The organism is Mycobacterium sp. NGS17, assembly GCF_059813205.1.
The window spans coordinates 332,279-356,987 of sequence record NZ_JCALED010000002.1; the positions used below are offsets into that span (position 1 = coordinate 332,279).

Annotated in this window: 19 protein-coding genes and 1 pseudogene; 8 read left to right on the plus strand and 12 right to left on the minus strand. The window is 67.8% G+C overall.

Translation table 11 applies throughout. From position 1 onward, the window contains the following. Positions 1–8: 8 nt before the first annotated feature. The 3 genes from recD to AC5Y7E_RS05730 are packed head-to-tail and all read left to right on the plus strand — an operon-like array spanning position 9 to position 3,750. A complete protein-coding gene (gene recD, locus AC5Y7E_RS05720; RefSeq protein ID WP_499948317.1) occupies positions 9–1,709 on the plus strand; it encodes an exodeoxyribonuclease V subunit alpha in 1,701 nt (566 codons plus the stop codon). Positions 1,710–1,717: 8 nt separating this feature from the next. Further along, positions 1,718–2,449 carry a TVP38/TMEM64 family protein gene (locus AC5Y7E_RS05725; protein WP_499947904.1) on the plus strand — a complete coding sequence of 244 codons (732 nt, stop codon included), beginning with the start codon at positions 1,718–1,720 and terminating at the stop codon, positions 2,447–2,449. Between the two features lie 50 nt (positions 2,450–2,499). Then, a complete protein-coding gene (locus AC5Y7E_RS05730) occupies positions 2,500–3,750 on the plus strand; it encodes an HNH endonuclease signature motif containing protein (RefSeq protein WP_499947907.1) in 1,251 nt (416 codons plus the stop codon). A 19-nt stretch (positions 3,751–3,769) separates the two neighbouring features. Here AC5Y7E_RS05730 and AC5Y7E_RS05735 read toward each other — a convergent pair whose 3' ends face one another. From AC5Y7E_RS05735 to AC5Y7E_RS05780, 10 genes are all read right to left on the minus strand, one after another. Then, positions 3,770–5,320 carry an MCE family protein gene (locus AC5Y7E_RS05735; protein ID WP_499947910.1) on the minus strand — a complete coding sequence of 517 codons (1,551 nt, stop codon included), beginning with the start codon at positions 5,318–5,320 and terminating at the stop codon, positions 3,770–3,772. Between the two features lie 3 nt (positions 5,321–5,323). Continuing rightward, positions 5,324–6,421, minus strand: coding sequence for a virulence factor Mce family protein (locus tag AC5Y7E_RS05740; RefSeq protein ID WP_499948318.1), 1,098 nt, complete (start codon positions 6,419–6,421; stop codon positions 5,324–5,326). A 77-nt stretch (positions 6,422–6,498) separates the two neighbouring features. Beyond that, positions 6,499–7,998: a virulence factor Mce family protein gene (locus AC5Y7E_RS05745; RefSeq protein ID WP_499947912.1), complete on the minus strand. Its 1,500-nt coding sequence runs from the start codon at positions 7,996–7,998 to the stop codon at positions 6,499–6,501. Continuing rightward, a complete protein-coding gene (locus AC5Y7E_RS05750) occupies positions 7,995–9,452 on the minus strand; it encodes an MCE family protein (RefSeq protein ID WP_499947914.1) in 1,458 nt (485 codons plus the stop codon). Before AC5Y7E_RS05750 ends, AC5Y7E_RS05745 begins: the two co-directional genes overlap by 4 nt. Then, complete coding sequence (locus AC5Y7E_RS05755; RefSeq protein ID WP_499918147.1) at positions 9,449–10,480, minus strand: MCE family protein; 1,032 nt, start codon at positions 10,478–10,480, stop codon at positions 9,449–9,451. The genes AC5Y7E_RS05750 and AC5Y7E_RS05755 overlap by 4 nt, the downstream gene beginning before the upstream one ends. Beyond that, on the minus strand, positions 10,477–11,688 hold the full coding sequence (locus AC5Y7E_RS05760; RefSeq protein ID WP_499947916.1) for an MCE family protein: 1,212 nt from the start codon (positions 11,686–11,688) through the stop codon (positions 10,477–10,479). The genes AC5Y7E_RS05755 and AC5Y7E_RS05760 overlap by 4 nt, the downstream gene beginning before the upstream one ends. 3 nt (positions 11,689–11,691) lie before the next feature. Further along, positions 11,692–12,570: an ABC transporter permease gene (locus tag AC5Y7E_RS05765; protein ID WP_499918144.1), complete on the minus strand. Its 879-nt coding sequence runs from the start codon at positions 12,568–12,570 to the stop codon at positions 11,692–11,694. A 1-nt stretch (position 12,571) separates the two neighbouring features. Then, complete coding sequence (locus AC5Y7E_RS05770) at positions 12,572–13,369, minus strand: MlaE family ABC transporter permease (RefSeq protein ID WP_499947918.1); 798 nt, start codon at positions 13,367–13,369, stop codon at positions 12,572–12,574. After that, a complete protein-coding gene (locus AC5Y7E_RS05775) occupies positions 13,366–14,088 on the minus strand; it encodes a FadR/GntR family transcriptional regulator (protein WP_499947919.1) in 723 nt (240 codons plus the stop codon). Before AC5Y7E_RS05775 ends, AC5Y7E_RS05770 begins: the two co-directional genes overlap by 4 nt. A 72-nt stretch (positions 14,089–14,160) precedes the next feature. Then, positions 14,161–15,114, minus strand: coding sequence for a class I SAM-dependent methyltransferase (locus AC5Y7E_RS05780; protein WP_499918141.1), 954 nt, complete (start codon positions 15,112–15,114; stop codon positions 14,161–14,163). Between the two features lie 276 nt (positions 15,115–15,390). On the opposite strand from AC5Y7E_RS05780, the gene AC5Y7E_RS05785 reads away from it, so the two are divergent. Beyond that, positions 15,391–17,766 (plus strand): lysylphosphatidylglycerol synthase transmembrane domain-containing protein, encoded by a 2,376-nt coding sequence (locus AC5Y7E_RS05785; RefSeq protein ID WP_499947920.1) that lies wholly within the window; start codon positions 15,391–15,393, stop codon positions 17,764–17,766. Between the two features lie 190 nt (positions 17,767–17,956). Next, positions 17,957–18,637 (plus strand): envelope biogenesis lipoprotein LpqN, encoded by a 681-nt coding sequence (gene lpqN / locus AC5Y7E_RS05790; RefSeq protein WP_499947922.1) that lies wholly within the window; start codon positions 17,957–17,959, stop codon positions 18,635–18,637. A gap of 6 nt (positions 18,638–18,643) precedes the next feature. On the opposite strand, the gene AC5Y7E_RS05795 is transcribed toward lpqN, so the two are convergent. After that, on the minus strand, positions 18,644–19,744 hold the full coding sequence (locus AC5Y7E_RS05795) for a galactokinase (RefSeq protein ID WP_499948319.1): 1,101 nt from the start codon (positions 19,742–19,744) through the stop codon (positions 18,644–18,646). Positions 19,745–19,746: 2 nt separating this feature from the next. Further along, the gene (galT, locus tag AC5Y7E_RS05800; RefSeq protein WP_499947924.1) at positions 19,747–20,847 is read right to left on the minus strand and encodes a galactose-1-phosphate uridylyltransferase; all 1,101 of its coding nucleotides are present in this window, start codon (positions 20,845–20,847) and stop codon (positions 19,747–19,749) included. 104 nt (positions 20,848–20,951) lie between these two features. Between galT and AC5Y7E_RS05805 the strand changes: the two genes are divergently transcribed. The 3 genes and pseudogenes from AC5Y7E_RS05805 (at position 20,952) to AC5Y7E_RS05815 (ending at position 24,705) form a co-directional block, all read left to right on the plus strand. After that, positions 20,952–23,156, plus strand: a complete 2,205-nt coding sequence (locus AC5Y7E_RS05805) for an FUSC family protein (RefSeq protein ID WP_499947927.1) — start codon at positions 20,952–20,954, stop codon at positions 23,154–23,156. Between the two features lie 103 nt (positions 23,157–23,259). Further along, positions 23,260–23,760 carry a hypothetical protein gene (locus tag AC5Y7E_RS05810; protein ID WP_499947929.1) on the plus strand — a complete coding sequence of 167 codons (501 nt, stop codon included), beginning with the start codon at positions 23,260–23,262 and terminating at the stop codon, positions 23,758–23,760. 32 nt (positions 23,761–23,792) lie between these two features. After that, positions 23,793–24,705, plus strand: a pseudogene (locus tag AC5Y7E_RS05815) (cytochrome P450). Positions 24,706–24,709 lie beyond the last annotated feature (4 nt).

Here is a 24,709-nt window from a genome sequence, read left to right on the forward strand (position 1 = left end):
TGGAGATCATGTCCGCGACCGGGCTGCTGCGCACCTTCAGCGACGCCGGCGTATTCGAGCCCGCCGATATCCATGTGGCGCAACGGCTTACCTCGCTGACCGGCGAATCCGATGAGCGGGTGGCGCTCGCGGTCGCCGTGGTGGTGCGCGCGCTGCGGGGTGGTTCGGTCTGCGTCGATCTGCGCGCGGTACACGCCCAGATCGAGGAGGCCGACCTGCCCTGGCCCGACGCCGACGACTGGATCGCGACAGTGCGGGCGAGCGCATTGCTCGGGTCGCCGCCCGTGCTCCGATTGTTCGGCGACCTGCTGTATTTCGACAGGTACTGGCTCGAGGAAGAGCAGGTGTGCACCGATCTGCTGGCCCTGTCGGTGACCCCGGCCGCCGTCGAATCGGCCAGCTACGAAAGGCTTTTCGGTCCCGGCTATGAGGAACAGCGGGCGGCCGCCGAGATCGCGGTCACGCAGGCGCTGACGGTGTTGACGGGCGGGCCCGGCACCGGCAAGACCACCACTGTCGCGCGCCTGCTCGCCCTTCTGGTCGAACAGGCGGAGCGTGCCGGTCTGCCGCGACCGCGGATTGCGCTGGCCGCGCCGACCGGCAAAGCGGCGGCGCGGCTGGCCGAGGCGGTGGCCGTGGGCAGCGAGGAGCTCGCCGCGGCGGACAGGGCGCGGCTGACCGGCCTGGCCGGAACCACGCTGCATCGACTCCTGGGTCCCCGGCCGGACACCTCGGTGCGCTTCAAGCACAATCGCGGTAATCGACTACCGCACGACGTCATCGTGGTCGACGAGACATCGATGGTGTCGTTGACGATGATGGCCCGGCTGGTCGAGGCGGTCCGGCCGAACACCCGGCTGATTCTGGTCGGCGACCCCGACCAGTTGGCCTCGGTTGAAGCCGGTGCCGTGCTGGCCGATCTGGTGGACGGGCTGGCCGCCCGCGATGACGTGCGGGTCGCGGCCCTGCACACCCCGCACCGATACGGCACGTCGATCGGCGCCCTGGCCGAGGCGATCCGGGTCGGCGACACGGACCATGTCGTGCAGTTGCTGTCGGCCGGCGGTGAACACATCGAGTGGGTCGACTCCGAGCGCCCGGCCGAGCGGCTGCGCGAGGTGCTGGTCGCTCACGCGCTGCGGCTGCGCTCGGCCGCCCTGCTGGGCGCGGTGGCCGAGGCGTTGGCGACGCTGGACGAGCATCGGCTGTTGTGCGCCCACCGCGCGGGGCCGTATGGGGCGACGCACTGGAACACGCAGGTGCACAAGTGGATTGCCGAAGCGACCGGCCAGCCTGCCTGGTCGCAGTGGTATGCCGGTCGACCCTTGCTGGTGACGGCGAACGACTACGGGCTGCGCCTCTACAACGGCGACACCGGCGTGACGGTGGCCGCCGCGGACGGTCTGCGCGCGGTCGTCGCCGGCGCCACCGGGCCGCTGGACTTCGCGACCAGCCGCCTCGGCGAGGTGGAGACGATGCATGCCATGACCATCCACAAGAGCCAGGGCAGCCAGGCCGACGAGGTGACGGTGCTGATACCGCCGGAAGATTCGCGTCTGCTGACGCGAGAATTGTTCTATACGGCGGTGACCCGGGCGAAGACCAAGGTGCGGGTGGCCGGACCCGAGGCGTCGATCCGGGCGGCGATCCAACGCCGGGCGGTGCGGGCCACCGGGATGCGGCAGCGCCTGCGGGCCGGCCCGAAATGACCACGCCCATGGACGGCGACGCGCTCGCACCGACATCGCGACGGGTCCACGTCGTGCGGCTCGCGGTGTTCGCCGGCTTTCTGGCCGTCGTCTTCTATCTGGTGGCCATCGCGCGGGTGATCGACATCGACGAGATCCGGCGCGTCGTGTCGGCGACCGGTCCCGCGGCGCCACTGACCTACGTCGTGCTCTCGGCGATGTTGGGCGCCTTGTTCGTCCCGGGATCGATTCTGGCCGCGGGCAGCGGGTTGTTGTTCGGTCCGTTGGTGGGCGTCTTCGTGACGCTCGGCGCGACGGTGGGCACCGCGATCGTCGCCAGTTTTGTCGGCCGGCGAGCCGGCCGGGCCAGCGCCCGGGGCCTGCTCGGGGACCAACGTGCCGATCGCTTCGACGCGCTGATCGAGCGGCACGGGTTGTGGGCGGTCGTCGGGCAGCGCTTCGTCCCCGGCATCTCGGATGCGTTGGCGTCGTACACGTTCGGCGCCTTCGGCGTTCCCGTGTGGCAGATGGCGGTTGGCTCTTTCATCGGGTCGGCGCCGCGGGCGTTCGTCTACACCGCGCTGGGCGCCTCGATCGGGAATAGGTCGTCGCCGTTGGCGTACGCGGCGATCGCGGTGTGGTGCATCACCGCCATCATCGGCGCGTTCGCCGCGCATCGCGGGTACCGCAAATGGCGCCGGCACGGCCGTGCGTACGACGAGGACGACGGTGCGCCAGAGGCGAATTCGGAAACTCGCTAGCGGGGATCGGGCGGCCCGAACTTGTCGGAGGGGGCTGTCATGATGGCGTTATGTCCCCGACCGCGATGGCAGCCAGCGTCGAAGTACGCCCGAAGGATCGTCTCGAGGTGCTGTTCGAGGAGATGGCGGAGTTAGCCGGTCAGCGCAACGCGATCGATGGGCGCATGGTGGAGATCGTCGCCGAGATCGATCGCGACGGGCTGTGTGGCATGACGGGCGCGCGGTCGGTGTCGGCGTTGGTGGCCTGGAAGTTGGGCTGTTCGTCGGCGAACGCCCACACGATCAGCACGGTTGCGCGCCGGTCGGCGGACTTCCCGCGTTGCGTCCAGGGCCTGCGGGAGGGTCGGTTGTCGCTGGATCAGGTCGGGGTCATCGCGGCCCGCGGGGGTGAGGGGTCTGATGAGCACTATGCGCAGTTGGCCGCGGTCGCCACGGTCAATCAGTTGCGTACGGCGGTCAAGCTGGAACCGCGGCCCGACCCCGGACCGCGGCCAGAACAGCAGGCAGCGATCACCAAGACCGGCGACGAGTGGGGCAGCTGCTATCGGATCACGCTTGGCCGTCATGAGGCGGCGAAGTTCGACGCCGCCTTGGCGTCGCATCGGGATGCGCTGATCGCCGAGTGGAAGCACGATCGCGGCACTGGCCAGGGCGCTTCGGATACCGCGCCGCCGTTGCCGGGCAGCGCCGAGGCGTTCATGCGGCTGGTCGAGGCCAGTTGGGATGCTGAGGCGGCGCGGCGCCCGCATGGGCAGCACACCACCGTGGTGGTGCATGTCGATGTGGCGGCCCGCGTCGCGGGGCTGCATCTGGGTCCGCTGCTGACCGATGCCGAGCGGCGTTATCTGACCTGTGATGCCACGTGTGAAGTGTGGTTCGAACGTGGCGGCGAGGCGATCGGTGCGGGGCGGTCTACTCGGGTGATCAATCGGCGGCTGCGCCGCGCGCTGGAGTATCGCGACCGCACGTGCGTGGTACCCGGCTGTGGGGCCACGCGTGGCCTGCACGCCCACCACCTCCGGCACTGGGAAGACGGCGGCCCCACCGAATTGGCCAACCTGGTGCTGCTGTGTCCGTATCACCACCGGTTGCATCATGGTGGCGCCATCACCATCACCGGACCTGCACACGCACCCATCGTCACCGACAGCGCCGGACGGCCACTGACCCCGGGACCGCTGGCGCGCCCACCCACTTCGCCCCCGCCCGCGGTCCCGCCCTGCCGTGGGCCTCTCGGCGAGCGCGCCGACTGGTGGTGGTACACACCGTTCCAACCACAACCGCCGCCGACAACCAACTAGCGCTGGTCGCCCGTCGCCGTCACCCCGCCGAACCCAGCATCGTCTTCCACCCCTCGTCTCCGATGTTGGTCGAATTCGCAACGGAATAGACCACACCGTCGGGGCCCACGACCTTGCCGCTGCGCACGTCGTACAGCGCGGTGGGCAGGGTGTTGGGCGTGTAGGTGCACGGGTTGGGCTGCTGCCCATTGCACAAGACGCTGCCCGATCCGGGACGCTGCAGCGGGTCGCTTTTCGGCGGCGGTGTGCCCGGCACCTGATCGGCGGGCGCGGGGTTGAGGCCGTTGTTGACCGACGGCGCCGGGATCACCAGCCCCGGTTTCACCGGCTGGTCGCAACGCGCGCCGGGCGCGGGACACGTCAGTATCTGATTCGGGTCGCCATACCAGGGGTTGGTGCCGGCCGGCACGTACGGTTCGGTGCTGCGACATTCCCGCGGCGTCGCCGCCCGCTTTCCCGGTACGTCCACACATGGGTAATTGCGCGCTCCGCGAACAACATTCGTTGCATCCATCGGGATCTTGCAGTAGGTGCCTGCCGGGAGCGGGGCGGTGCTGGTATCCGCGGGAGCCCGCCACTCCGATGCCGGCAGGAAGCCGGTCAGGCACGGCGGCGGTTGGTTGAGCGAGATGGCACCGACGCCGAGCGCTGCCTGGCCGGGAAACTGTGCGGTCACCGACTGAGCGATCGCACCCGACTGGGGTAAGAACACCAACGCCTGCTCGACGCCGTTGTGATAGCGCTTGAGCATGTCGATCACGACCTCGAGATTGGCCAAGGTCTGCGGCAACGACTCCCGCACGTCGCCGAACGTGCTGTTCACCTGCGCGGCCGTCGGCGCCGCGTTGGTCAAGATGCTGCGCACCGCCTGATCGGACTGCGCGGTCTGTGCGGTCAGCGTGTTCAGATTGGCGGCCCAACGACCAATCGTGTCAGCGGAATCCGCCTGACTGTCGATGATGGGCGCCGAACGTCCGATGATGTCGTCGACATCGTCGATACTCCCCCGGAAGTCGTGGGCGATCGCCTGGGTGGCGTCCACCAGGCGTCGCAGGGATGGCCCCAGGCCGCCCACGGCCTGTGACGTCTCGTAGAGCAGCGAGGCGATCTTGTCTTTGGGTAGCACCACCAATCCACGGTTGGCGGCGTCCAGCGCGGGACCGATCTGGCTGGGAACGGTGCTTTTGCTGATCGTCTGACCGTTCGCCAGGTACGGACCCCGGCCGGCGGTCGATACCAGGTCGATGTATTGCTCACCCACCGCCGAGACCGAATGCACGTTGGCCGATGCGTCGGCCGGTATGCGGTATCCGTCCTCGATGCTCATCGTCGCGCGCGCGCCGCGCTGGGTCGGTTCGACGCGGATGACCTTGCCGATGGTGATTCCCCGGTATGTGACGTTGGCCGTTCGGTACAGGCCCCCGGACTGGGGCAATTCGGCATAGAGGGTGTAACGACCGACGCCGACCAGGCTCGGTATCCGAAGGTAATACCAGCCGAGAACCACCACGGCGACCACCGCCACCGCCGTCAGAAGCATCAGCTGGGTTTTGATCAAGCGGGGCAACATCTTTCATTCGCCCCTTTCCACCAGCGGCCCGCCGGGGGCGTCATTGGGATTGGGCGTGTAGCGGACGTCCGGGATCATGGTGTCCGGATTCCGCCCCCACGATTGCTCGAGCGCCCGCAGCGCACCGGAGAATCCCGTACCGGTCAGCGTCGTGTTGTCGATGGTGGACAGCGTCAGGTCGAGCGCGCCGGAAACATTGACGTAGTCACCGCGGATCACCTGGGAGACGTCGTCGATATTGAACGGCGCCGTGAGACCCAGCTTCAGCGCGCCGGCGATGAACGGAGAGGCGAGAACGAGTTGGCGTAGCGGTCGCTGCAGCGACTGCAGGCTGCGGTAGAGGTTGGGCCGGGTGTCGGCCAGCGCCCGGTTGGCGGCGCTGCTGAATCGCCCGAGGGATTCGGTGGCGTCGGCGAACAGTTCTCGGGTGTCGGCGAAATGCTGGATCAGCGGCGGGATGTCGGTCAGGACCCGGTCCAGCGTGTCTTTGCGGTTCGCGAAGATCCTCAGGAGTTCGTTGCTCGAATCGATTGCGCGCGTGAGGTCGTCGCGTTGACGGCTCAAACCGGTGATGAAAGTGTCCAGCCGACCGAGGAATTCGCGGATCTGATCGGCGCGGCCGTCGAGGATGTTGACGACCTCGGATTGGATCGCGTCGAGGTTGGCGATGCCGCCGCCGTTGAGGATCACCGCGACGCTTGCCAACGTCCGTTCGACGGTGGGGTACGCCGAGGCACTTCTCAGGGGGATCGTGTCGCCGCTTCTCAGTTGCTGCGCGGACGGGTTTTTCGGCGCGGTCAGCTCCACGTGCTGCGTGCCCAGCAGGCTGGTCTGGCCGATCTTCGCGGTCGCATTCGCCGGCAGCTTCACGCCCGGATCGAGGTCCAGCCGAACAGTCGCGATCCAGTTCTTCAGGGTGATGGCACGGACCGTGCCGACCCACACGTCGGCGACCCTCACCCGGCTATTGGTGTTGAGCGCCAACGTGTCTGGCATCTGCACGTAAATGGTCATGTGGTCACTGCCCGTGCCGTGGCCGACCGGGAGCGGCATGTCGGCGATGCCCCGCCAATGGCAGGACGCCAACATCGTCCCGGCCATTAGGAACGCCAGTGCGCGGCGGACCACTCCGATGACGCGCCGCCGTCCCGCCGGTCGGCTCGGCACGCCGCTCGCGCTCACCGGCCCGGCCCCGGCTGCGCGGGCCGCGAAAACCACGGCGGGGACGGCGGATTCGACTCGTCATAGGCGTTGGGCGGGCCGGGTGCGTTGGTCCCCGGCGGTGGCAGCGCGATGTCCTGACCGCCCACCAGCTCGGCGAGCGATTCGGCGGTGAGCATGTTGGCGGTGGCCGGCTGGACCTGCGTGCCCTGCATCCCGGGCGCGACCACCCAGCCCGGCTCGTGGTTGCCGTACGAAAAGGGGGTGTCGCGCGAGAAGATCCCCGGAACGGTGGTGTCTTTGTATCCGGGCGGCGGGCGCAGCCGGTCTTCGGAGTACGCGACCTCCTTGGGCAGCGTGGCCGCGGAGTTGAACGGGTTCAGGCTGGCCGGCAGGTAGTTGAACTTGATGGTGTCCAGCACCGGGGCCAGATACTGTGCGCACAGCTCGGCCGAGTCCTGATACCCCAGCCGGCTGCCGGCCTGAATCGCACTGCAGATGAAATGAATCGGGTTGGCGAAGTTGGGAAAGACGAACAATCCCACCAGCGAGCTGTGGGCGGGCTGGTAGAGGTTGTTGAAGTTGCCCGCAAAGGTGGGCAGCACGTGTAGGGCGGTTTCCAGCCCATTTCGCGGCTCGGGTTGCAGGATCGTGGTGGTCACGTCAGCGAGGTTGTCGACATCGTGAGTGAGCTCGGCGCCGTTGTCGTGCAGGAACTTTCGGGCTGCGTCGAGTACGTCGTCGAGGTGGGTGATGGTGTCGCTCACGTCGTGATCGGACTTGGTGAACCAGTCGGTGAACTGAGCCAGGTTGTCGTTGAGTGCGACGAACTGTTGCTTGTGCTGGTATAGCGCGGTGACGAACTGCGCCAGGCTTTTGGTGATGGCGACGAAGTCCCCCCGGCCCTCGTTGAGCGCGGTCAGCGCCTGCGACAAACTGTTCAGGGTGTCGTTGATCTGCTTGCCCTTGCCGGCCAGGTTGTCGGCGGCCGACTCGATGATGTCGCCGAACGGCCCCGCCGGCTGCTGGGGTGTCGGGCCGAGCTGCCGCAGGATCCCATTGATGGAGTCCCGCAACTGATCCCACTCGACGGGCACCTGAGTGCGCTCGATCGGGATGACCGCGCCGTTTTTCAGCACCGGGCCGCCGGTGTAGGGCGGGGACAGCTGGATGGTGCGCGAGGCCACCAGGCTCGGGTTGAGAATCGATGCGGTGGCCTTGGCGGGCACTTTGTATTTGTTGTTGTAGTGCAACGTGACTCGCATCTTGTCGCCGGCCGGCTCGATCTTGTCGATCGATCCCACCCGGACACCCATGATCTGAACTCGGTCGCCTGGGTAGAGGGCCAGGGTCTCGGAGAAGTACGCGACGACCGTCGTGGTGGTGAGTTTTCGGTAGAGCTGCACTCCGGCGACCGCCGCGATGAAGACGAAGGCCGCCGCCAGCGCCGCGACGACCAGTACCCGCGCGGACACGTTGGGCAGTCGCAGGTTGCGGATGTCGAAGATGGTGCTCATCGGTCGCTACCCCCTCGGTCCTGGGTCGGGTCGGCCGGGCGAAGGTCCTCGGTGCGCGCCCCCGGTGGCGCATGCTCCGGAAGCGGCACCGCGGTGCCGGGAACGTCCGGCGGCGCCTCGCCCGGCCGGGCCGCGCTCGGGATACCGGGGGTCGGCGGCAGCCCGTCAGGCTTAGGCGGCGACGCCCCGACGTCCAGCGGCGCCGGAAAGCCGCCGAGGACGGCGCCGAACGGGCCCTGGTCGGAAAGCGCGCACGGCAACGGGTTTCCGGGCCGCGGCGGGCTATCCGGCGCCGGTGTGTACGAACAGGGCGATCCCGGCGGTACGGCCGGTCCCGGATGGTCCGGGGTGCCCTCCAGCACCGGCGGGCCCGGCGGGGGTGCGCCATTGGGAAACCGGGTGCCGTTCGGGTCGGGCCAGCGGAACGCCGGCAGCCCGGCGCTGCGCCAGAAGTTCTCCGGGTCGATGCCCCGCTTCTTGAACGCCGCGTCGAGCCACGGCTGAAGCACTTGCGCGGGAATCAAATTCGCCACGATGGCCTTGAAGAACGGTCCGGACGCGACCGCTTCGGTCAGGGCCGCGGTGTATCTGCTGACCAGCACGAGCACATCGGACAGTTCCTTCTTCCGCTTGACCAGCTCGTCGCTGACCGTGCCCAGCTGCTGCAGCACACGGTGCGCATTGGGGTTTTCCTTGATGAATCCGGACACCTGCGTCGACACCGCTGACACGTTGCTCAGCAGGATGCTCAGCGCCTGGCTGCGCTGCCGGAAGGCGGCCAGCAGGCTATCGGCGTCGACCAACAAACTGTCGACCTGTTGGCTGCGGTCGCCGAGTACGCGAGTGATCTTGTCGGCGTTGGCCAGCAGCTGCTTGATCTGAGCGTCCCGATTGCCGATGGTGCCGGAGAATTTGGAGACACCGTCCAGCGCCGCTTTCAGGTGCGGGGCGGTCTGATCGAACGTCTCCGACAAGACATTCAACGACCGTTTGACGACGTCGATGTTCCAGTCCGTCGCCGCCTTCGTGACATCGACGAACGCGTCGTAGATCTGATACGGGGTGGTGGTCTGCCCGGAAGGGATGATTCCGTTGGGCCGCAGCGAATCCGAACCACGGGGCTGGATCGCCATGTTCTTGCGCCCGAGGAAGGTGTCGGTGCGGATCGCGGCGCGGCTTTGCGTCCCAATAGTCTTGCCGGGCATCGAAAAGCCAACCAGGACCTTATCGCCGCTGATCACCAGCGAGCGCACCAAACCGACATTCACGCCGGCGATTTCCACCTTGTCGCCGACGCTGATACCGCCGGTGTCGGCGAATTGCGCGTAATAGGTCGGGGTGGCGAACAGGATCGGCACGCTGGTGAAGCTCTGCCCCACACCGACGGCGAGCAACGTCACCAGCGCGCCCATCAGACCGACACGCGTCCGGTTGAACTCCGTCAGGGTTCTCACTGCGGGGTGCACCTTCCGGTCGGCTGCCCGAAGAGCTTGATCGTGCGTACCGGGCCGCCCGGCTGCAATCCGTTGACCTTGATCGAGAGGTCACACAGGTAGAAGTTGTAGAAGTCGCCGTAAATGCCACCGGCACGGCCGATTACGCGGAAGGCGCCCGGGAGTTTTCCCAGCACGTCGTCAACCGTCGGCAGGTCGCTGATCAGCGATTGCTGGATGCCCTCGAGGTGGCCGAGCGTGTCGTGCAGCGGTGGCCGGTCCTCGCTCAACAGGCCGGCCACCGTTCCCGCGGCGTCGCTGATGTGTGCGGCGGCCGCGGCCAGCGGATCGGCCCTGTTCTTCAATCCGGTGATGAGCAATTCCAGCTTGTCGACCGTTCGATCGAACTCCTTCTCGTGCTTGACGGTGGTGGCCAGCACCGTGCTCAAATTGTTGATCACCTCGCCGATCGCCTTATCGCGGTCGGCCAGCGCCCCGGTGAGTGCCGCGGTCTGGTCGAGGATGTCGTTGATCGTGGCACCTTGTCCCTGGAACACGGTGATGATCGACTGGGCGATGCTGTTGACCTTGTTGGGGTCCAACGCCTTGAACAGCGGCCGGAACCCGCCGATCAGTGCGTCGAGGTCGAGCGCCGGCTGGGTGTGTTCGAGCGGGATCTCGCCGCCGGGGGCCAGCCGCTGCCCGCTCTCGCCGCGTTTGAGCTCCAGGTAGCGGTCACCGATGAGGTTGAGGTAGCGAATCGACGCGGTCGTCGCGCGGTCCAGTGTCAATGAGCGATCCACGTTGAACTCCACCAACACCCGGGTGTCGCCGTCGGTCAACGTCACCTTGGCGACCTTGCCGACTTCGACCCCCGACGCGCGTACGAATTGCCCGGCCCGTAGCCCGCTCGCGTCGGTGAACACCGCGGAGTATCCGGTGGTGCGATCGAATCGCACCTGGCCGAACACGATGATGATCATCACGGTGAACATCGCCAGCACGGACCAGAAGACGCCGAGTTTTACTGCTGTACCAGTGATTTTCATGGGTTGATCGTGTTCTCCCCGAATTGGCGTCCCCAGACGTATTCGGTGGCCAGCGGCTGGCCGAGCCCGAAGTGGTTGTAGGGCGCGAGGCTGGCGCCGGTGTCCATCACCAGATACGGGGCGGGCCACAAGTCCCGGGTGATCTTCTGCCAGCAGCCGGGCCGGCCGCCGGGGCCGCCGTGAGCGTTGACCCGCGGCAGGTTATCCGGATAGACATAGGGATTGGGCGCACCGATGATCGATCCGGCCGCGGCCAACGAATAGCCGTTGCCGCCAGCCGCTTTCGCGACTTCCGGAGCGGCGTCGTGGAAGTTGCGGATCATGCAGAACAGTTCGGGGCTGTAGGTGTCGAGCAGGTCGGCCGTCGGCACCAGATCCGCGGCGCCGCGGGAAAGGTATGGTCCGCCGCGGGTGAAGATGTCCTCGCCGTTGCGACCGACGCCCACCGCCGCCAGCAGCGCGGCGTCCAGGTCGCCCTGTTGCCTGGTCAGGGTGCGTGCGGTGGTCACCGCGTTGTGCAGGAAGTCCCACAAGTCCGGTGAGGCCTTGGTGTAGACGTCGGCCAGGTCCGCCAATCGCCGTACGTCATACCGGATTTGAGGCATCCGCGGGTTCAGCTGGGCCAGGATGGCGTTGCCGTTGACGATGGATTCACCGAACCTGCTTCCCAGCCCGTCCAGCGCCTGCGCCAGCGCGGACAACGTCGCGTTCAGCTCGATCGGACTCACTTTCTCGGATATCGAGGTGACCGTCTCGAACAGCGTGTTGAATTCGGTGGTCACCGAGCGCGCGTCGATAACATCATGCGGCGAGATGCGCTGTCGTGACGCATTTTCCGGCGCGATCAGCGACACATACTTGTTGCCGAACAGCGTCGCCGCCTCGATGTTGGCCACGACGTTCGCCGGAATAAGCGTGACGTAGCGCGGATTCACGTCCAGCACCAGCTTGGCGGCCGGGGCGCCGTCACGCTCGATCTCCGAAATGGCGGCGACCCGGCCGATCTCGACTCCGTTGTAGGTGACCTTGGATCCCGGCTCCATCACCAGGCCCGCCCGGGTGGCGACCATCGTCAGCTCGGTCTTCGGGGTGAAGTCCCCGCGAAATTGCAGGTATACCAGCGCCAGAACCAGTCCGCAGACCAACAGCAGGACGACGCCCTCGACGTACACCCAGGCGCGTCGACCCTTCCGCGGCACCGGCGTCATCGGTTACACCGTCAGATTGAAGTTCGGGTCGACGCCGTAGAGCGCCAACTGGGCGAGCAGGACCACCACCACCACCGAAACCAGCGAGAATCGCATCGACCGGCCGACCGCCTGGCCGACCCCGACCGGGCCACCGCTGGCGGTATAGCCGTAGTAGCAATGGGTGATCATCACGACCACCGCGATGATGACGACCTCCAGCACCGACCAGCCGACGTCCTCGGGGCGCAGAAAGGTGCGGAAGTAGTGCTCGTAGGTGCCGTTCGACTGGCCGTAGAACACCGTCGTGACCACCTGGCCCGACGTGAAAGCCATGTCGAGGGCGAGCGCGTACAGCGGCACGATCACCGCCAGCCCGCCCAGAATTCGGGTGGAGACCAGAAACGAAATCGATTTGATGCCCATGACTTCCAGCGCGTCGATCTCCTCGCTGATCCGCATGGCACCCAGCTGGGCGGTCGCGCCGGCGCCGACCGTGGCGGCCAGCGTGACCCCGGCGACGATCGGGGCGGCGATGCGGGTGTTGGCCAGCGCGGCGAAGAACCCGGTGAACGCCTCGACGCCGATGTTGCCCAGCGACGCGAAGCCCTGGATCGCGATCAGCGATCCGCCGGACAGCGTGACGAACCCGATGATCGCGACCGTGCCGCCGACCACGGCCATCGCGCCGGTGCCCATGCCGATCTCGGCGATGAGCCGCAAGGTCTCGCGTCGGTAATGGCGCACCGCCCACCCGATCTGCCCGACGCTGGTCCGGGCGAACCGCGCGAAAATCCCGATCTGCCATAGCCTTCGGGCCGTACCGCCGCCGTAGCGGTTGAGGTTGGCGGCCGTTCGCGGGTAGCGGGCGCGCAGCGCGCCGGGAGCCGATATCGCGGCCACGTCAGCGACCCGTCCCGAACCGCACGCCGATCGTGGTGAGCACCACGTTGACGGCGAACAGCGCGATCACGCACAACACCAGCGTCTCGTTGACGGCGGTGCCGACGCCCTTGGGGCCGCCCTTGGTGGTCAGCCCGCGATAGCAGCCGACCAGGCCGGCGATCGTTCCGAAGATGGCCGACTTCACCACCGAGATGACCACCTCGGGCAGGCCGGTGATCAAGGTGAGGGTGCCGACGTAGGCGCCCGCCGAAATGTGTTGGATGAAAACACCGAACACGAATCCACCGACCAGGCCGATGGTGATCACCGCCCCGTTGAGCAAGGTGGCGACGATGGTCGCGGCGACGACGCGCGGCACCACCAGCCGGTGGATCGGGTCGATGCCGAGCACCTCCAGCGCATCGATCTCCTCGCGGATGGTGCGCGCGCCCAGGTCGGCGCAGATCGCCGTGGACCCGGCGCCGGCGATCACCAGCACGGTGGTCAGCGGCCCCAGCTGCGTCACCGCGCCCAAAGCCGCACCGGCGCCGGAGATGTCGGCGGCACCGAACTCCGCCAGCAGGATGTTGAGGGTGAAGATGATCAGCACGGTCAGCGGAATCGCGACCGCGAGGGTGGGCAGCAGCGAGACACTGGTGATGAACCAGCCCTGCTCGATCGTCTCCCGCCACTGGAACGGCCGGCGGAACAGCGCCTTGCCGGTCAGCACGCAGGTCCGGAAGAACCCGCCGATGGCGTCGACCCCCGGCTGGATCTGGCCGCGCAGATACGTCGCGATCACGGTGTGGGTGCTCATCGCCGCTTCTCCCGCAGCTCGAGCGCGGCGATCATCGTGGAGTTGGCCAGTTCGAGGACGTGCTGGGCCAGGGTTCCCGCCTCGTCCGCGTCGCCGGCGCAGACGGCCTCGGCCAGCTTCCGGTACTGGTCCGTTCGGTTCGCCTCGGCGTCGATCGCGGCGGCCAGGGCGGTCAGGGCCCGCTCGTACGCGGCGCGAAAAGGGTTGTACATCAACCGGAACACGATCGAGCCGGAGCTGTCGATCATGTGATCCCAGAATGCGAGGGTGTCGCGGTGCCACTCGAGCGTGCCGGCCGAGGCCTCGAGGCTGCGCAGCGAATCTTGCAGCAGCGCCGCCAATTCGGGTCCGTGTTGTTCGGCCGCCAGTTCTGCGACCTTCGGCCCGATACGCAAGCGGGCCTCGAGGATGCTGCGGAAAACGCCCGTGTCGAGTTCGTCATCGCGAAACAACAACTGGGGCAGCAGGTCCAGGCCGGCGTGCCGCCGAAAATCGCGCACGGTGGTGACGCCGCCCTGGCGCACCTCGACCAGGCTGGCCGCCGAGAGCCGCTTGAGCGCCTCGCGGACAGCGGGCCGCGATACCCCGAGGACCTCCGCCAGCCGGCGCTCGCTGGGCAGCGCCGCACCCGGGCGCATCTCGCCGCTGAGCACATCGGTTGCGATCTGGTCGAAAACCGCTTCGGGCACAGATCGGCGAATCACCGGCTGCAGCGCCATGCGGCCAGTGTGGCTGGCCGAAAGCCAGTCAGGTGGTCAGACCACCGGCGTGTCGCAAATCTTTCCGGGCGGCTACCGTTGCGTCCGCTGCGCCGCCACAAACAGATTGCTGGGCACGTAGTCCCGGACTTCCTCGGGCGCCGCGCGCCCGTAGCCGGCCATCAAGTCGTCGGCCGGTGTCACCGTCACGTCCCAGCCGTGGCGGCCGAACCACTCGCCGACGTCCTCGCGCTCCTCGAAATACCAGAGCTCGTCGGTCCGCGGCAGCTCTCGGTCCGGATCGACGCCGGCCATCAGCCCGCGGATCCGGTCCATCCGTTCGCGGCGCTTGGCGCGGGCCTGCGGGTCGAGGAATTTCGGGCCCAGCGCCTCCACCGCGACCCGGCTGCCCGGAACGGTCAGCCCCTGAATGCGGTCGAACAGCAGCTCCTGGGCGGCGGCGGGCAGATAGGGCATCAGCCCCTCGGCCGACCAGACGCTGGGCGCTTCAGCGTCAAACCCCGCCTGCCGCAACGCGGCCGGCCAATCGTGGCGCAGGTCCACCGGCACCGCGATGCGGTTGCAGGCGGGCTGTGCCCCATGCTCGGCCAGCGTGGCCGCCTTGAAGTCCAGCACCCGAGTCTGGTCGAGCTCGTAGACCGTCGTCCCCGCCGGCCAATCCAGCCGCCATGACCGCGCGTCCAGGCCGGCCGCCAGGATCACCGCCTGGCGGATGCCCGCGCCGGTGGCATCGAGAAAGAACTTGTCGAAAAACGCAGTGCGCGAAGCCATGTAGCCGACCATCGACTGCATCTGCAACGGCAACGTCGGTTCGGCTTCGATGACCTCGTCCGGCAGCTGACCCGCGGAGTGCCAGTTCCACACGCCATCGCCCGCGGCATCGAGGAACACCTGAGCGAATGGGTCTGTGATCAATGGGTTTTCGTTGCGGGTCTCCGCCGCGCGGGCCGAGGCCACACCCAGCGCGGTAGCCCCCACGCTTTCGGTGATCTCCCAGCTGTCGTTGTCGGTTCTGGCTCGGCTCATTTCTGACGTCACTCGCCCTTTCCGGCCCGTTGCGCCCGTATCCGCCCATCAGCTCCGGCGCCGATGCGACCGTCCCGGGCCGGCCGCGCCATGTCATCATCCGTCCTGGCCACGCCGCTGCCCCCTTGATTCGCTAGCACGCCTACGTACCCGACCCTACGCGCGCCGGATGAGTGGAAGCTGTCAACGAACCCGGTATTGAGTTAACTTGTCGGCGGGCCACTTGGCAGGCCGAAGGCAAGGCGCCAGCGCGCGAACCCGAAGGATCGTTGCTACATGCGAGTTGACGGGCGCGACATCGTTGTTTCCGGCAACTTGCTGCACCCGCTGACCCGGCGGACCAATGACATCCTGCGGCTGATGCTGGCCTCGCTGTTCCTGGCGCTGGTGATCACGGGTTCGCTGATCACCCGCCCGCAATGGATCGCGCTGGAGAAGTCCGTTTCGCAGATCGTCGGCGTCTTGTCACCGACGCAATCCGACGTGGTCTACCTGGTGTACGGGTTCGCGATCGTGGCTTTGCCATTCGTGATCCTCATCGGCCTGATCGTCGCCGGGCAGTGGAAACTGCTGGGCGCGTATGCCGCGGCGGGCTTCGGCGCGATCCTTTTGCTGTCGATCAGCGCCAGCGGCATCGCGTCACCACGATGGCACTTCGACGTTCACGATCGGCTCAGCACGGTTCCGGCGCAATTCCTCGACGACCCGCGCTGGATCGGGATGCTGGCGGCGGTGCTGACGGTCTCGGGCCCGTGGCTGCCGGCGCGCTGGCGGCACTGGTGGTGGGCGCTGCTGCTGGCCTTCGTACCCATCCACCTGGTGATCAGTGCCATCGTCCCGGCGCGCTCGTTGGTGGGCCTGGCGGTGGGGTGGATCGTCGGCGCGCTGGTGGTCCTCGTGGTCGGCACTCCCGCGCTCGAGGTGCCGCTGGAGGCCACGGTGCGGGCGCTGGCCAAGGGCGGCTTCGCCGTGTCCCGGCTGACCGTGGTCCGGCCGGCCGGCCGCGGCCCGCTGATTCTTTCGGCCGACGGCGAACATCTCGGCGAGACGGCGCTGATCGAGTTGTACGGCCCGCACCAACGCAGCGGCGGAGCGCTGCGCCAGCTCTGGGAGAAGCTGAAGCTGCGCGACGCCGAAACCGCACCCCTGGTGACCTCCATGCGCCGGGCCGTGGAGCACCGCGCACTGATGGCGATCGCGATCGGTGAGGCGGGCCTGGCCAATACGGCGACGATCGCCGTCGCCCCGCTGGACCGGGGCTGGATGCTGTACTCGCACCGGCCCCCCGCCGGGACGCCCATCGACGAATGCGCCAGGACGACTCCCGTTGCCCGGCTGTGGGAATCGCTGCGAGCCCTCAACGACCACCGGATCGCCCACGGTGACCTGCGCAGCCACCACATCACGGTGGAGGACGACACCGTGATGTTCGGTGGGTTCGGCAACGCCGAGTACGGAGCCACCGACGCCCAGCTCCAATCCGACATCGCGCAGCTGCTGGTGACCGCCTCGGCGCTCTACGAGCCGAAATCCGCGGTGAGCGCGGCGATCGAGGTGTTCGGCAAGGACACCATCCTCAGCGCTTCCCGCCGGCTCACGAAAGTCGCTGTGCCGCGATACATTCGGCGGTCGGTGCCGGACGCGGGTGCCGTCATCTCCGGCGCGCGTGCCGAGGTCAAGCGCCAAACCGGCGCCGACCAGATCAAGCCTGCGACCATCACCAGATTCACCCGCAGCCAGATCGTGCAGCTGGTGCTCTTCGGCGCGCTGGTCTATGTCGCCTACCCCTTCATCAGCACGGCACCGACGTTCTTCTCCCAACTGCGGACGGCGAACTGGTCGTGGGCGCTGCTGGGCCTGCTGGTGTCGGCGCTGACCTACGTAGGCGCGGCCGCCGCATTGTGGGCCTGTGCCGACGGCATGGTGAACTTCTGGACGCTGTCAATCGCACAGGTGGCCAACACTTTTGCCGCAACCACCACGCCGGCGGGGGTCGGCGGGCTGGCACTGAGCACGCGGTTCTTGCAGAAGAGCGGCTTGTCGGCGATGCGAGCCACCGCCGCCGTGGCCCTGCAGCAGTCGGTTCAGGTGATCGCGCACCTCGCGCTGCTGGTCTTGTTCAGCGCCGCGGCCGGCGCCTCGATGAACCTGCGCCATTTCGTCCCGAGTGCGACGCTGTTGTACCTGATCGCGGGGGTCGCGCTGGGCATCGTCGGCGCGTTCCTCTTCGTGCCCACGCTACGCAAGTGGCTGGCGGCCGAGGTGCGCCCCAAACTGAACGAGGTGGTGACCGATCTGGTCAAGCTCGCGCGCGAACCGCGGCGGCTGGCCCTGATCCTGCTGGGTTGTGCGGGCACCACCCTGGGCGCTGCGCTGGCGCTATGGGCGAGCGTCGAAGCCTTCGGTGGCGGAACGACTTTCGTTGCCGTCACCGTCGTCACCATGGTCGGCGGGACGCTGGCGTCTGCCGCGCCCACGCCCGGCGGCGTCGGAGCGGTCGAAGCGGCGCTGATCGGTGGCCTGGCCGCGTTCGGTGTGCCGGCGGCCGTCGGCGTGCCGTCGGTCCTGCTGTACCGGGTGCTGACCTGCTGGCTACCGGTGTTCGTCGGCTGGCCGGTGATGCGGTGGCTGACCGCCAACGACATGGTCTGAGGATCCGGTCCTCGGATTCGGCCGCATCTTCCTGTGCCGTTTTGGCCGACGAATTTGATTGCAGTCGGCGTTCGGCGGCGCCGCGACATAACGCCGGAAAAGATTTTGGCAAACCGGCGAGATATTTCGGTTACTGTCATCCCACCATGGCTGGCGCTGGTACCGGCCCAATTTTCGGGAGATTGGATCGATGAAACATTTGACGCTAGCAACCATTTCTGTGGCGCTGAGTTTGGCGCTCGTGGGTTGCGGAAGCGACAACAAATCGGGTGACAAAACGTCGACGACCACTTCGACGACGACGTCGACGGCCTCGTCAACGTCGTCGACAACGAGCGCGGCACCGGCGGCCAAAGCCAAGTACACGATCGCCGACTACGTGAAGGACAACAACATCGCCGAGACACCGGTGCACCACGGCGATCCCGGCCCGAACGTCGACTTGCCGGTGCCCGCGGGCTGGCAGCTGAACCAGAACTCCGGCACCTCCTACGGAGGAATCGTGCAACTTCAGCCGTCCAATCCCTCGGATCCGCCCACCGTCTCGGCGCTGTTCTCCAGGCTCAGCGGCAACGTCGACCCGGCCAAGCTCATCCAGTACGCGCCGGGCGAAGTGCAGAATCTGCCCGGGTACCAGGGCCAGGGCGACGGCTCGGCGTCCACGCTCGGCGGCTACCAGGCGTGGCAGATCGGCGGCACGTACCAGCGCGGCGGTCAGACCCGCGCGATCGCACAGAAAACGGTGATAATTCCCAGCCAGGGCGCGGTCTACGTGTTGCAGCTCAACGCCGATGGTCTGGAGGCCGATCAAGGGCCGTTGATGGACGCGACCAACATCATCGACGACCAGACCACCATTACCGCCGGCTAGACCGGCTCACGCAGGTCCCGCGCCCGCGGCCGCGCGGGTTCGGGTGACGACGGGTTGCTCGAAGCCGGCGCCGGCCGCGGCGCGCCGCACCGCCTCGCCGACCCTGTCCGCGCGGTCCAGCGGCACCAGGGCGATCACACAGCCGCCGAAGCCGCCGCCGGTCATCCGCGCGCCCAGCGCGCCCGCGCGCACGGCGGTGTCGGCGATCAGGTCGATGCGTTCGGTGGTGATCTCGAAGTCGTCGCGCATGGAGGCGTGCGAGGCGGTGAAGATTCGTCCGGCTTCGGGATAGTCCGAGTCGCGCAGCGCCGCAACGCAATCGATCACCCGATGATTTTCGGTGAGCACGTGGCGGGCGCGGCGGGCGTCGACGGGATCACGCACGCCGGCCAAGGCGGCGAGGCCTTGCCCGCCCGCGGTGTCCTGCAGCTCACGCAGCGACGATGCCGACAGGTCGGCGGCCGCCCGCTCGCACGACGCGCGCCGTGCCGCGTAGTCGCCGCCGGCGTGGGTGTGGCGCTCGCGGGAGTCGATCAGCAGCAGCACGACACCCGCCGAATCCGGGTCGAAAACGACCGGCGTGACCGTGAGGTCGGCGAAGTCGATCAGCACTGCCGTCGCGTCCCGGCCGAACAGCGCGGCCAGCTGATCGAGCAAACCCGTTGGCGCGCCTACGTATTCGTTCTCCGCGCGCTGAGCCAGCCGGGCCTGCTCTGCCGCGTCGATGCGGAGACCGGCGGCCGACGCGATCGCGCCCAGCGCCGCGCACTCCAGCGCCGCCGAGGATGACAGGCCCGATCCCATTTCCACGTCGCTGGTGATCGACATCGTGCCGCCGGGTACCGGATGACCACCCTGGCGCAACGCCCAAACCACGCCGGCCACGTAGGCGGCCCAGCCGGCCACCTCGCCCGGAGCGGTACCGATCCGAACGCGCACCGGTCCGTCCGCGCGGTCGCTGACAACGGTGATCGCATCGTCGTCGGCGGGGGTGAACGTCGCGACGGTCCGCTGCGGTAGCGCGATGGGCAGCGCGAAACCCAGGTTGTAGTCGGTGTGTTCGCCGATCAGATTGATCCGCCCCGGCGCGGCGTAACGGATCGTCATGGTCATTGCGCGAGGTCCCGCAGCCGCTGGGCCACGATCTCCGGCGTGACGTCACCGATGAAGGCGTCCATCGCCGATTCGGAGGCCGCCAGGTATTTGAGCTTGGTGGCGCTGCGCCGGATGGACATCAATTCGACGTGGAAGTAGCCCTCGGCTAACGCGGCGGTGTCGGCGTATTGGTGCAGCGCCGAAATGTAGGGCAGCGGTGCGGAATACATCCGGTCGAAGCGCCCGAGCACGTCGAGGTAGACGGCCACGAAAGCGTCCACTTCGGCCTGGCTGAGTTCGGTCAGGTTGCGCACGAACCTGTTCGGGTAGATGTGCACCTCGACCGGCCAGCGCGCCGCGAACGGCACGAACGCGGTGAACAGTTCGTCGTGGGCGATGATGCGGCTGCCGTCGGCGACCTCACTCGCCAGCAGATCACCAAAGAGGTTGGTACCGTGCCGTTTCCGATGCCGGCGCGCCTGCTCCAGCATCGTGGAGGTGCGCGGCGTCAGGTACGGATAGCCGTAGATCTGACCGTGTGGATGGGTCAGCGTCACCCCGATTTCCTCGCCCCGGTTCTCGAAACAGAACACCTGCTCGACACCCGGCATGGCCATCAGGTCGGCCGTGCGATGCCGCCACGCCTCGACCACCAGCCGCGCGTGCGCGGGCTCCAGCTGGGCGACGGACCCGTTGTGGTCGGCGGAGAAACAGATCACTTCGCAGCGGCCATGCCCGGGCGCGGTGACGAAGCCGTCGTCGCCCGCAACGGGTGCCGAGGCGGGTGGTGCCGGCAGCGCGCCGGACAGACTCGGGAATCTGTTCTCGAACACGACTACGTCGTAATCCGGGGCGGGTACCTCACTGGTCAGCCCGGTCGGGCCCGGACACAGCGGGCATGCCTCCGGTGGTGGCTTGTAGGTGCGGTCCTGGCGCAGCGCCGCGATGATCACCCATTGCCCGGTGGATCGGTCGAACCGCAACTGCGACTGCGCGGCGGGATCCCGCGCCGGCAGCGGCCGGCGATCTTCCACCGGCGCCGGGCGATGCCCGGGCAGCGCGAAGAACAGCAGGTCACGACCGTCAGCCAGCTTCGCGCGCGTCGGCGGAGTCACGATGTCGAAGACTAGCTTGTGCCGATTTTCGGGTAAGCATGTTGGGTTAGCGCAAGAGAGGTGGTCCGTCGATAACTGTTCTCTACGAACGCGCCCGCAACTGGGTGATCGGCTCGGATCCTGGCTTGCTTCGGCTGCGGATGGCGACTCGGACCACGGCCGCGCTTGGATGTTCACTGCTGGCGCTGTTCATCCTGACCAGGGCGACGGGACAACCGCTGACCGTCGCCCTGTTGGGCGTCGTCATCACCATGGTCGCGTCGCGCTCGGTCAACGAGCCCGACCCGCGCCGCCAGCGGGTCACCATGGCGCTGCTGCCGCTGCCCGCCGCGGTGTCCATCACGGCCGCGGCGGTGCTGGCGCCGCGCACGGTGGTCAGCGACATCGTCTTCGTGATCGTCGTGTTCACCGCGGCCTACATCCGGCGCTTCGGCGCGCGGGGCAGGGCGCTGGGCATGGTCGCGTTCATGTCCTACTTCTTCACGCTGTATCTGCACGCCCGCCTCGCGGAGCTGCCCTGGATGATCGGGGCGGTCGCGGTGGGCACCGTGTGCACGTACGTGATGAGCGCCTGCGTGCTGCCCGATCGGCCAGAGCGGGTGCTGCGGGCCACGATTCGGGCGCTGCGGGCGCGGATGGCGATCGTCCTCGACACGACCGCCGAAGCGGTGCGGACCGGACGCCTCGATGAACGACGGCGCCGCCGCATGCGGGCCCGCACCGTCCGGCTCAACGAGACCGCCCTGATGGTGCAGAGCCAGATCGAGGACAAGGCCGACCCCGGCACCGTGTGGCCCGGCGTCACCGCCGAAGAACTGGTCCCCTGGCTGCTGGACGCGGAGCTGGCCATCGAATGGGTCGCCACCGCCGGTCGCCGGGCGGCCATCCTCGCTTGCGAGGATCCCGCTGCCATGCCCTCGCCCGCCCGGGCCGCGCTCGTCGGCGCGCTCACCCAACTGTCGCGAGCCATCCGGCTGCCGGAGCCCGACGGGCTGCGCCGCGCCGCCGACCAGGCGCAGCGCTTGCTCGACGAGCAATGCGAGCCCGGAGCCGACGACGCGGGCGGCGCCGCCGTCCGCCGCCTCGCCCTGGCGATCATCAACGCCGCATCGGCGACCTCGGACGTGCGGGCGATCGTCGACCGGGTTGCCGCCGGGCGCCCCCTCGACGATGCCGACGGGCAGCGACTCCCGGTGCCCGAGGGCGCTGTCTCCGACGAGGAAGCGCCGGGCCCCCGGCTGCGCCCGACCACCCGGCAGGCCATCCAGGTCTCCGTCGCCGCGTCCTTGGCCATCGTCGTCGGCGAGCTGGTCTCGCCGGCGCGCTGGTATTGGGCGGTGATCGCCGCGTTCGTCATCTTCGCCGGCACCAACTCCTGGGGCGAAACCTTGACCAAGGGCTGGCAACGCCTGGTCGGGACGCTGCTCGGCGTGCCCTGCGGCGTGCTGGTGGCCACGCTGCTCACCGGCCACAAGAACGCCGCGCTGGCGGGCATCTTCGTGTGCTTGTTCTGCGCCTTCTACTTCATGACGGTCACCTACAGCTTGATGACCTTCTGGATCACCACGATGCTGGCGCTGCTGTACGGCCTGCTCGGCCAGTTCTCGTTCGGCGTGCTGATGCTTCGGATCGAAGAGACCGCGATCGGTGCCGTCATCGGAGTGACCGTCGCAGTCGTGGTCCTGCCGACCAACACCAGAACGGCGATCCGCGGCGACGCTCGCGCCTTCTTGACGAGCCTGTCCGTGCTGATCGAGGTCTCGGCCGCGACGATGTTCGGTGTCCAGGACAGCGCCAGCCCGTCGGAACAGGCGCGCCAGCTCGACCGCGATTTGCAGCAGTTCCGGGTCACCGCCAAGCCGTTGTTGGCCGGCGTCGCCGGACTCGCCGGCCGGCGCAGCATCCGGCGCGCCCTGCGGATCTTCGCCGCCTGCGACCGCTACGGCCGGAGCCTGGCGCGCAGCGCCGAGCAGTATCGGGATCCGGTGCGGTCAGCATCGCTGGTTTCGGAACTGGCGCAGGCCTTTTCGGTGGCCGCGGCCCAGACACGACGAAACATCGACGCCCTGCAGGAAGCCATCGAGGGCGGCCACGCCCCGACCCTGGTCTCGGCGACAGACGAGCTCGACGCCGCCGAAGCGGTGGCCCGACAACAGGACGGCGACGGTCGCGGCGGCACCAGCCCCGACACCCGGCGCTTCCTCACCGCGGTGCACGCCCTGCGCCAGATCGAACGCGCCGTCATCACCGCGGCCACCAATCTCGGTGGGCGCGAAGGCGCGAAAGTACCCGCGGCAACTGCGAGCTGACCCGACTACGCGCTGACGTGCACCGCTGCGCCTTTCCCCGAAGCCGCGAAGAACAGCCGTGGCCCGCTTAGCATGTATTGCGGGTCGAGCGGTGAGGACTGCCATGTGGGATCTGAAGTCGCCATTGGTGCTTCTCGGTGTCGTCTGCATCCTCGCTGCAATCGTGGGGGGCGGCGTGAAAGCGCTTGGCGCCGAATTGCCGTTGATCAACAGTTGGCGTCGGCAGAGCGTGCTCGCGGCGTTCGGTATCGCCCTCATCGCGATTCCGCAGATGGTCATCCGGATTGGAGAGTTCCGGGTGACAAACGTGACGGTGTCGTGGGATGGCAACCAGTACAGCGGTTGTGTGGTCCGCGCGCGCTACACCGCATCGATCACGACCAAGGGTTCCGCCGGCGAGTTCGAGAGCCGGGCATTGGTTGTCACGACCTACACCAGCCCTGTGCGGACACATGTCGACGGTCCTGGTTTGCACGTCATTCATGGAACCGCCGAGAACGAGTTGGCCGCCGGCAGCCATGGCAATTACCCGGTCATCGTGGAAATCCTTGCCCCACAGGAACTCAAGTCGTCCCCGAGTTATCTCCATGTTGTCGACTGTTGACGTCTTTTAGCGATCGCGTGAGGAGCAAACCCATGGCGACACCGGACCTCCCGCCTGGCTTCGATTTCACCGACCCCGACATCTACGCGCACCGGCTGCCCGTGCGGGAATTCGCCGAACTGCGTGCCACAGAGCCCATCTGGTGGAACGAGCAGCCCCTCGATCAAGGGGGCTTCGGCGACGGCGGCTATTGGGTGGTGACCAAGCACCGCGACATCCGCGAGGTGTCGCTGCGCAGCGACGTTTTCTCGTCGGCAACCAAGTCGATCGTGCCGCGCTATCGGCAAGACCTGGCGCAGGGGCAGATCGAGGCGGGGCGGGCGTCGATGATCATGATGGACGACCCCGAGCACAGCCGGCTGCGCAAGATCGTCTCGCGTGGCTTCACGCCGCGCGCGGTCGAGCGGTTACGCGCCGAACTCACCGAACGCGCGCGACGCATCACCGCCGAAGCCGCCGCGCAGGGCTCGGGCGACTTCGTCCGTCAGGTGGCGTGTGAGCTTCCGCTGCAAGCCATTTCGGGCCTGCTCGGGGTGCCGGCGGAGGTTCAAGGCCCAGCGACCGAAAACCGCTGCCGACGAGATCATCCGGTGGGCCACCCCGATCACGGCGTTTCAGCGCACCGCGCTGGCGGACACCGAACTCGGCGGCGTGCGCGTCAAGAAGGGCCAGCGGGTGGTGCTGTTCTACCGCTCGGCGAACTTCGACGAAGAGGTCTTCGACGCCCCGTTCACGTTCGACATCCTGCGCAGCCCCAATCCGCATGTCGGATTCGGCGTCACCGGAGCACATTACTGCATCGGCGCGAATCTGGCCCGCATGACGATCGATTTGATGTTCAACGCGATCGCCGACCACATGCCCGATCTGCGCTCGGCCGGTGACCCCGAGCGGCTGCGGTCATCCTTCATCAACGGCATCAAGCACTGGCAGGTCGCCTACTGACCGG

Bases quoted from the DNA above. Each gene is read 5' to 3' on its own strand.
- AC5Y7E_RS05795 (WP_499948319.1), bottom strand. From the start codon at position 19,744: ATGACGATCCGTTACGCCGCGCCGGGGCGGATCAATCTGATCGGCGAA.
- AC5Y7E_RS05810 (WP_499947929.1), top strand. From the start codon at position 23,260: ATGTGGGATCTGAAGTCGCCATTGGTGCTTCTCGGTGTCGTCTGCATC.
- AC5Y7E_RS05760 (WP_499947916.1), bottom strand. From the start codon at position 11,688: ATGACGCCGGTGCCGCGGAAGGGTCGACGCGCCTGGGTGTACGTCGAG.
- AC5Y7E_RS05730 (WP_499947907.1), top strand. From the start codon at position 2,500: ATGTCCCCGACCGCGATGGCAGCCAGCGTCGAAGTACGCCCGAAGGAT.
- AC5Y7E_RS05725 (WP_499947904.1), top strand. From the start codon at position 1,718: ATGGACGGCGACGCGCTCGCACCGACATCGCGACGGGTCCACGTCGTG.
- AC5Y7E_RS05785 (WP_499947920.1), top strand. From the start codon at position 15,391: ATGCGAGTTGACGGGCGCGACATCGTTGTTTCCGGCAACTTGCTGCAC.
- AC5Y7E_RS05735 (WP_499947910.1), bottom strand. From the start codon at position 5,320: ATGTTGCCCCGCTTGATCAAAACCCAGCTGATGCTTCTGACGGCGGTG.
- AC5Y7E_RS05775 (WP_499947919.1), bottom strand. From the start codon at position 14,088: ATGGCGCTGCAGCCGGTGATTCGCCGATCTGTGCCCGAAGCGGTTTTC.
- recD (WP_499948317.1), top strand. From the start codon at position 9: ATGTCCGCGACCGGGCTGCTGCGCACCTTCAGCGACGCCGGCGTATTC.
- AC5Y7E_RS05755 (WP_499918147.1), bottom strand. From the start codon at position 10,480: ATGAAAATCACTGGTACAGCAGTAAAACTCGGCGTCTTCTGGTCCGTG.
- AC5Y7E_RS05740 (WP_499948318.1), bottom strand. From the start codon at position 6,421: ATGGCCGGGACGATGTTGGCGTCCTGCCATTGGCGGGGCATCGCCGAC.
- AC5Y7E_RS05745 (WP_499947912.1), bottom strand. From the start codon at position 7,998: ATGAGCACCATCTTCGACATCCGCAACCTGCGACTGCCCAACGTGTCC.
- AC5Y7E_RS05770 (WP_499947918.1), bottom strand. From the start codon at position 13,369: ATGAGCACCCACACCGTGATCGCGACGTATCTGCGCGGCCAGATCCAG.
- lpqN (WP_499947922.1), top strand. From the start codon at position 17,957: ATGAAACATTTGACGCTAGCAACCATTTCTGTGGCGCTGAGTTTGGCG.
- AC5Y7E_RS05780 (WP_499918141.1), bottom strand. From the start codon at position 15,114: ATGAGCCGAGCCAGAACCGACAACGACAGCTGGGAGATCACCGAAAGC.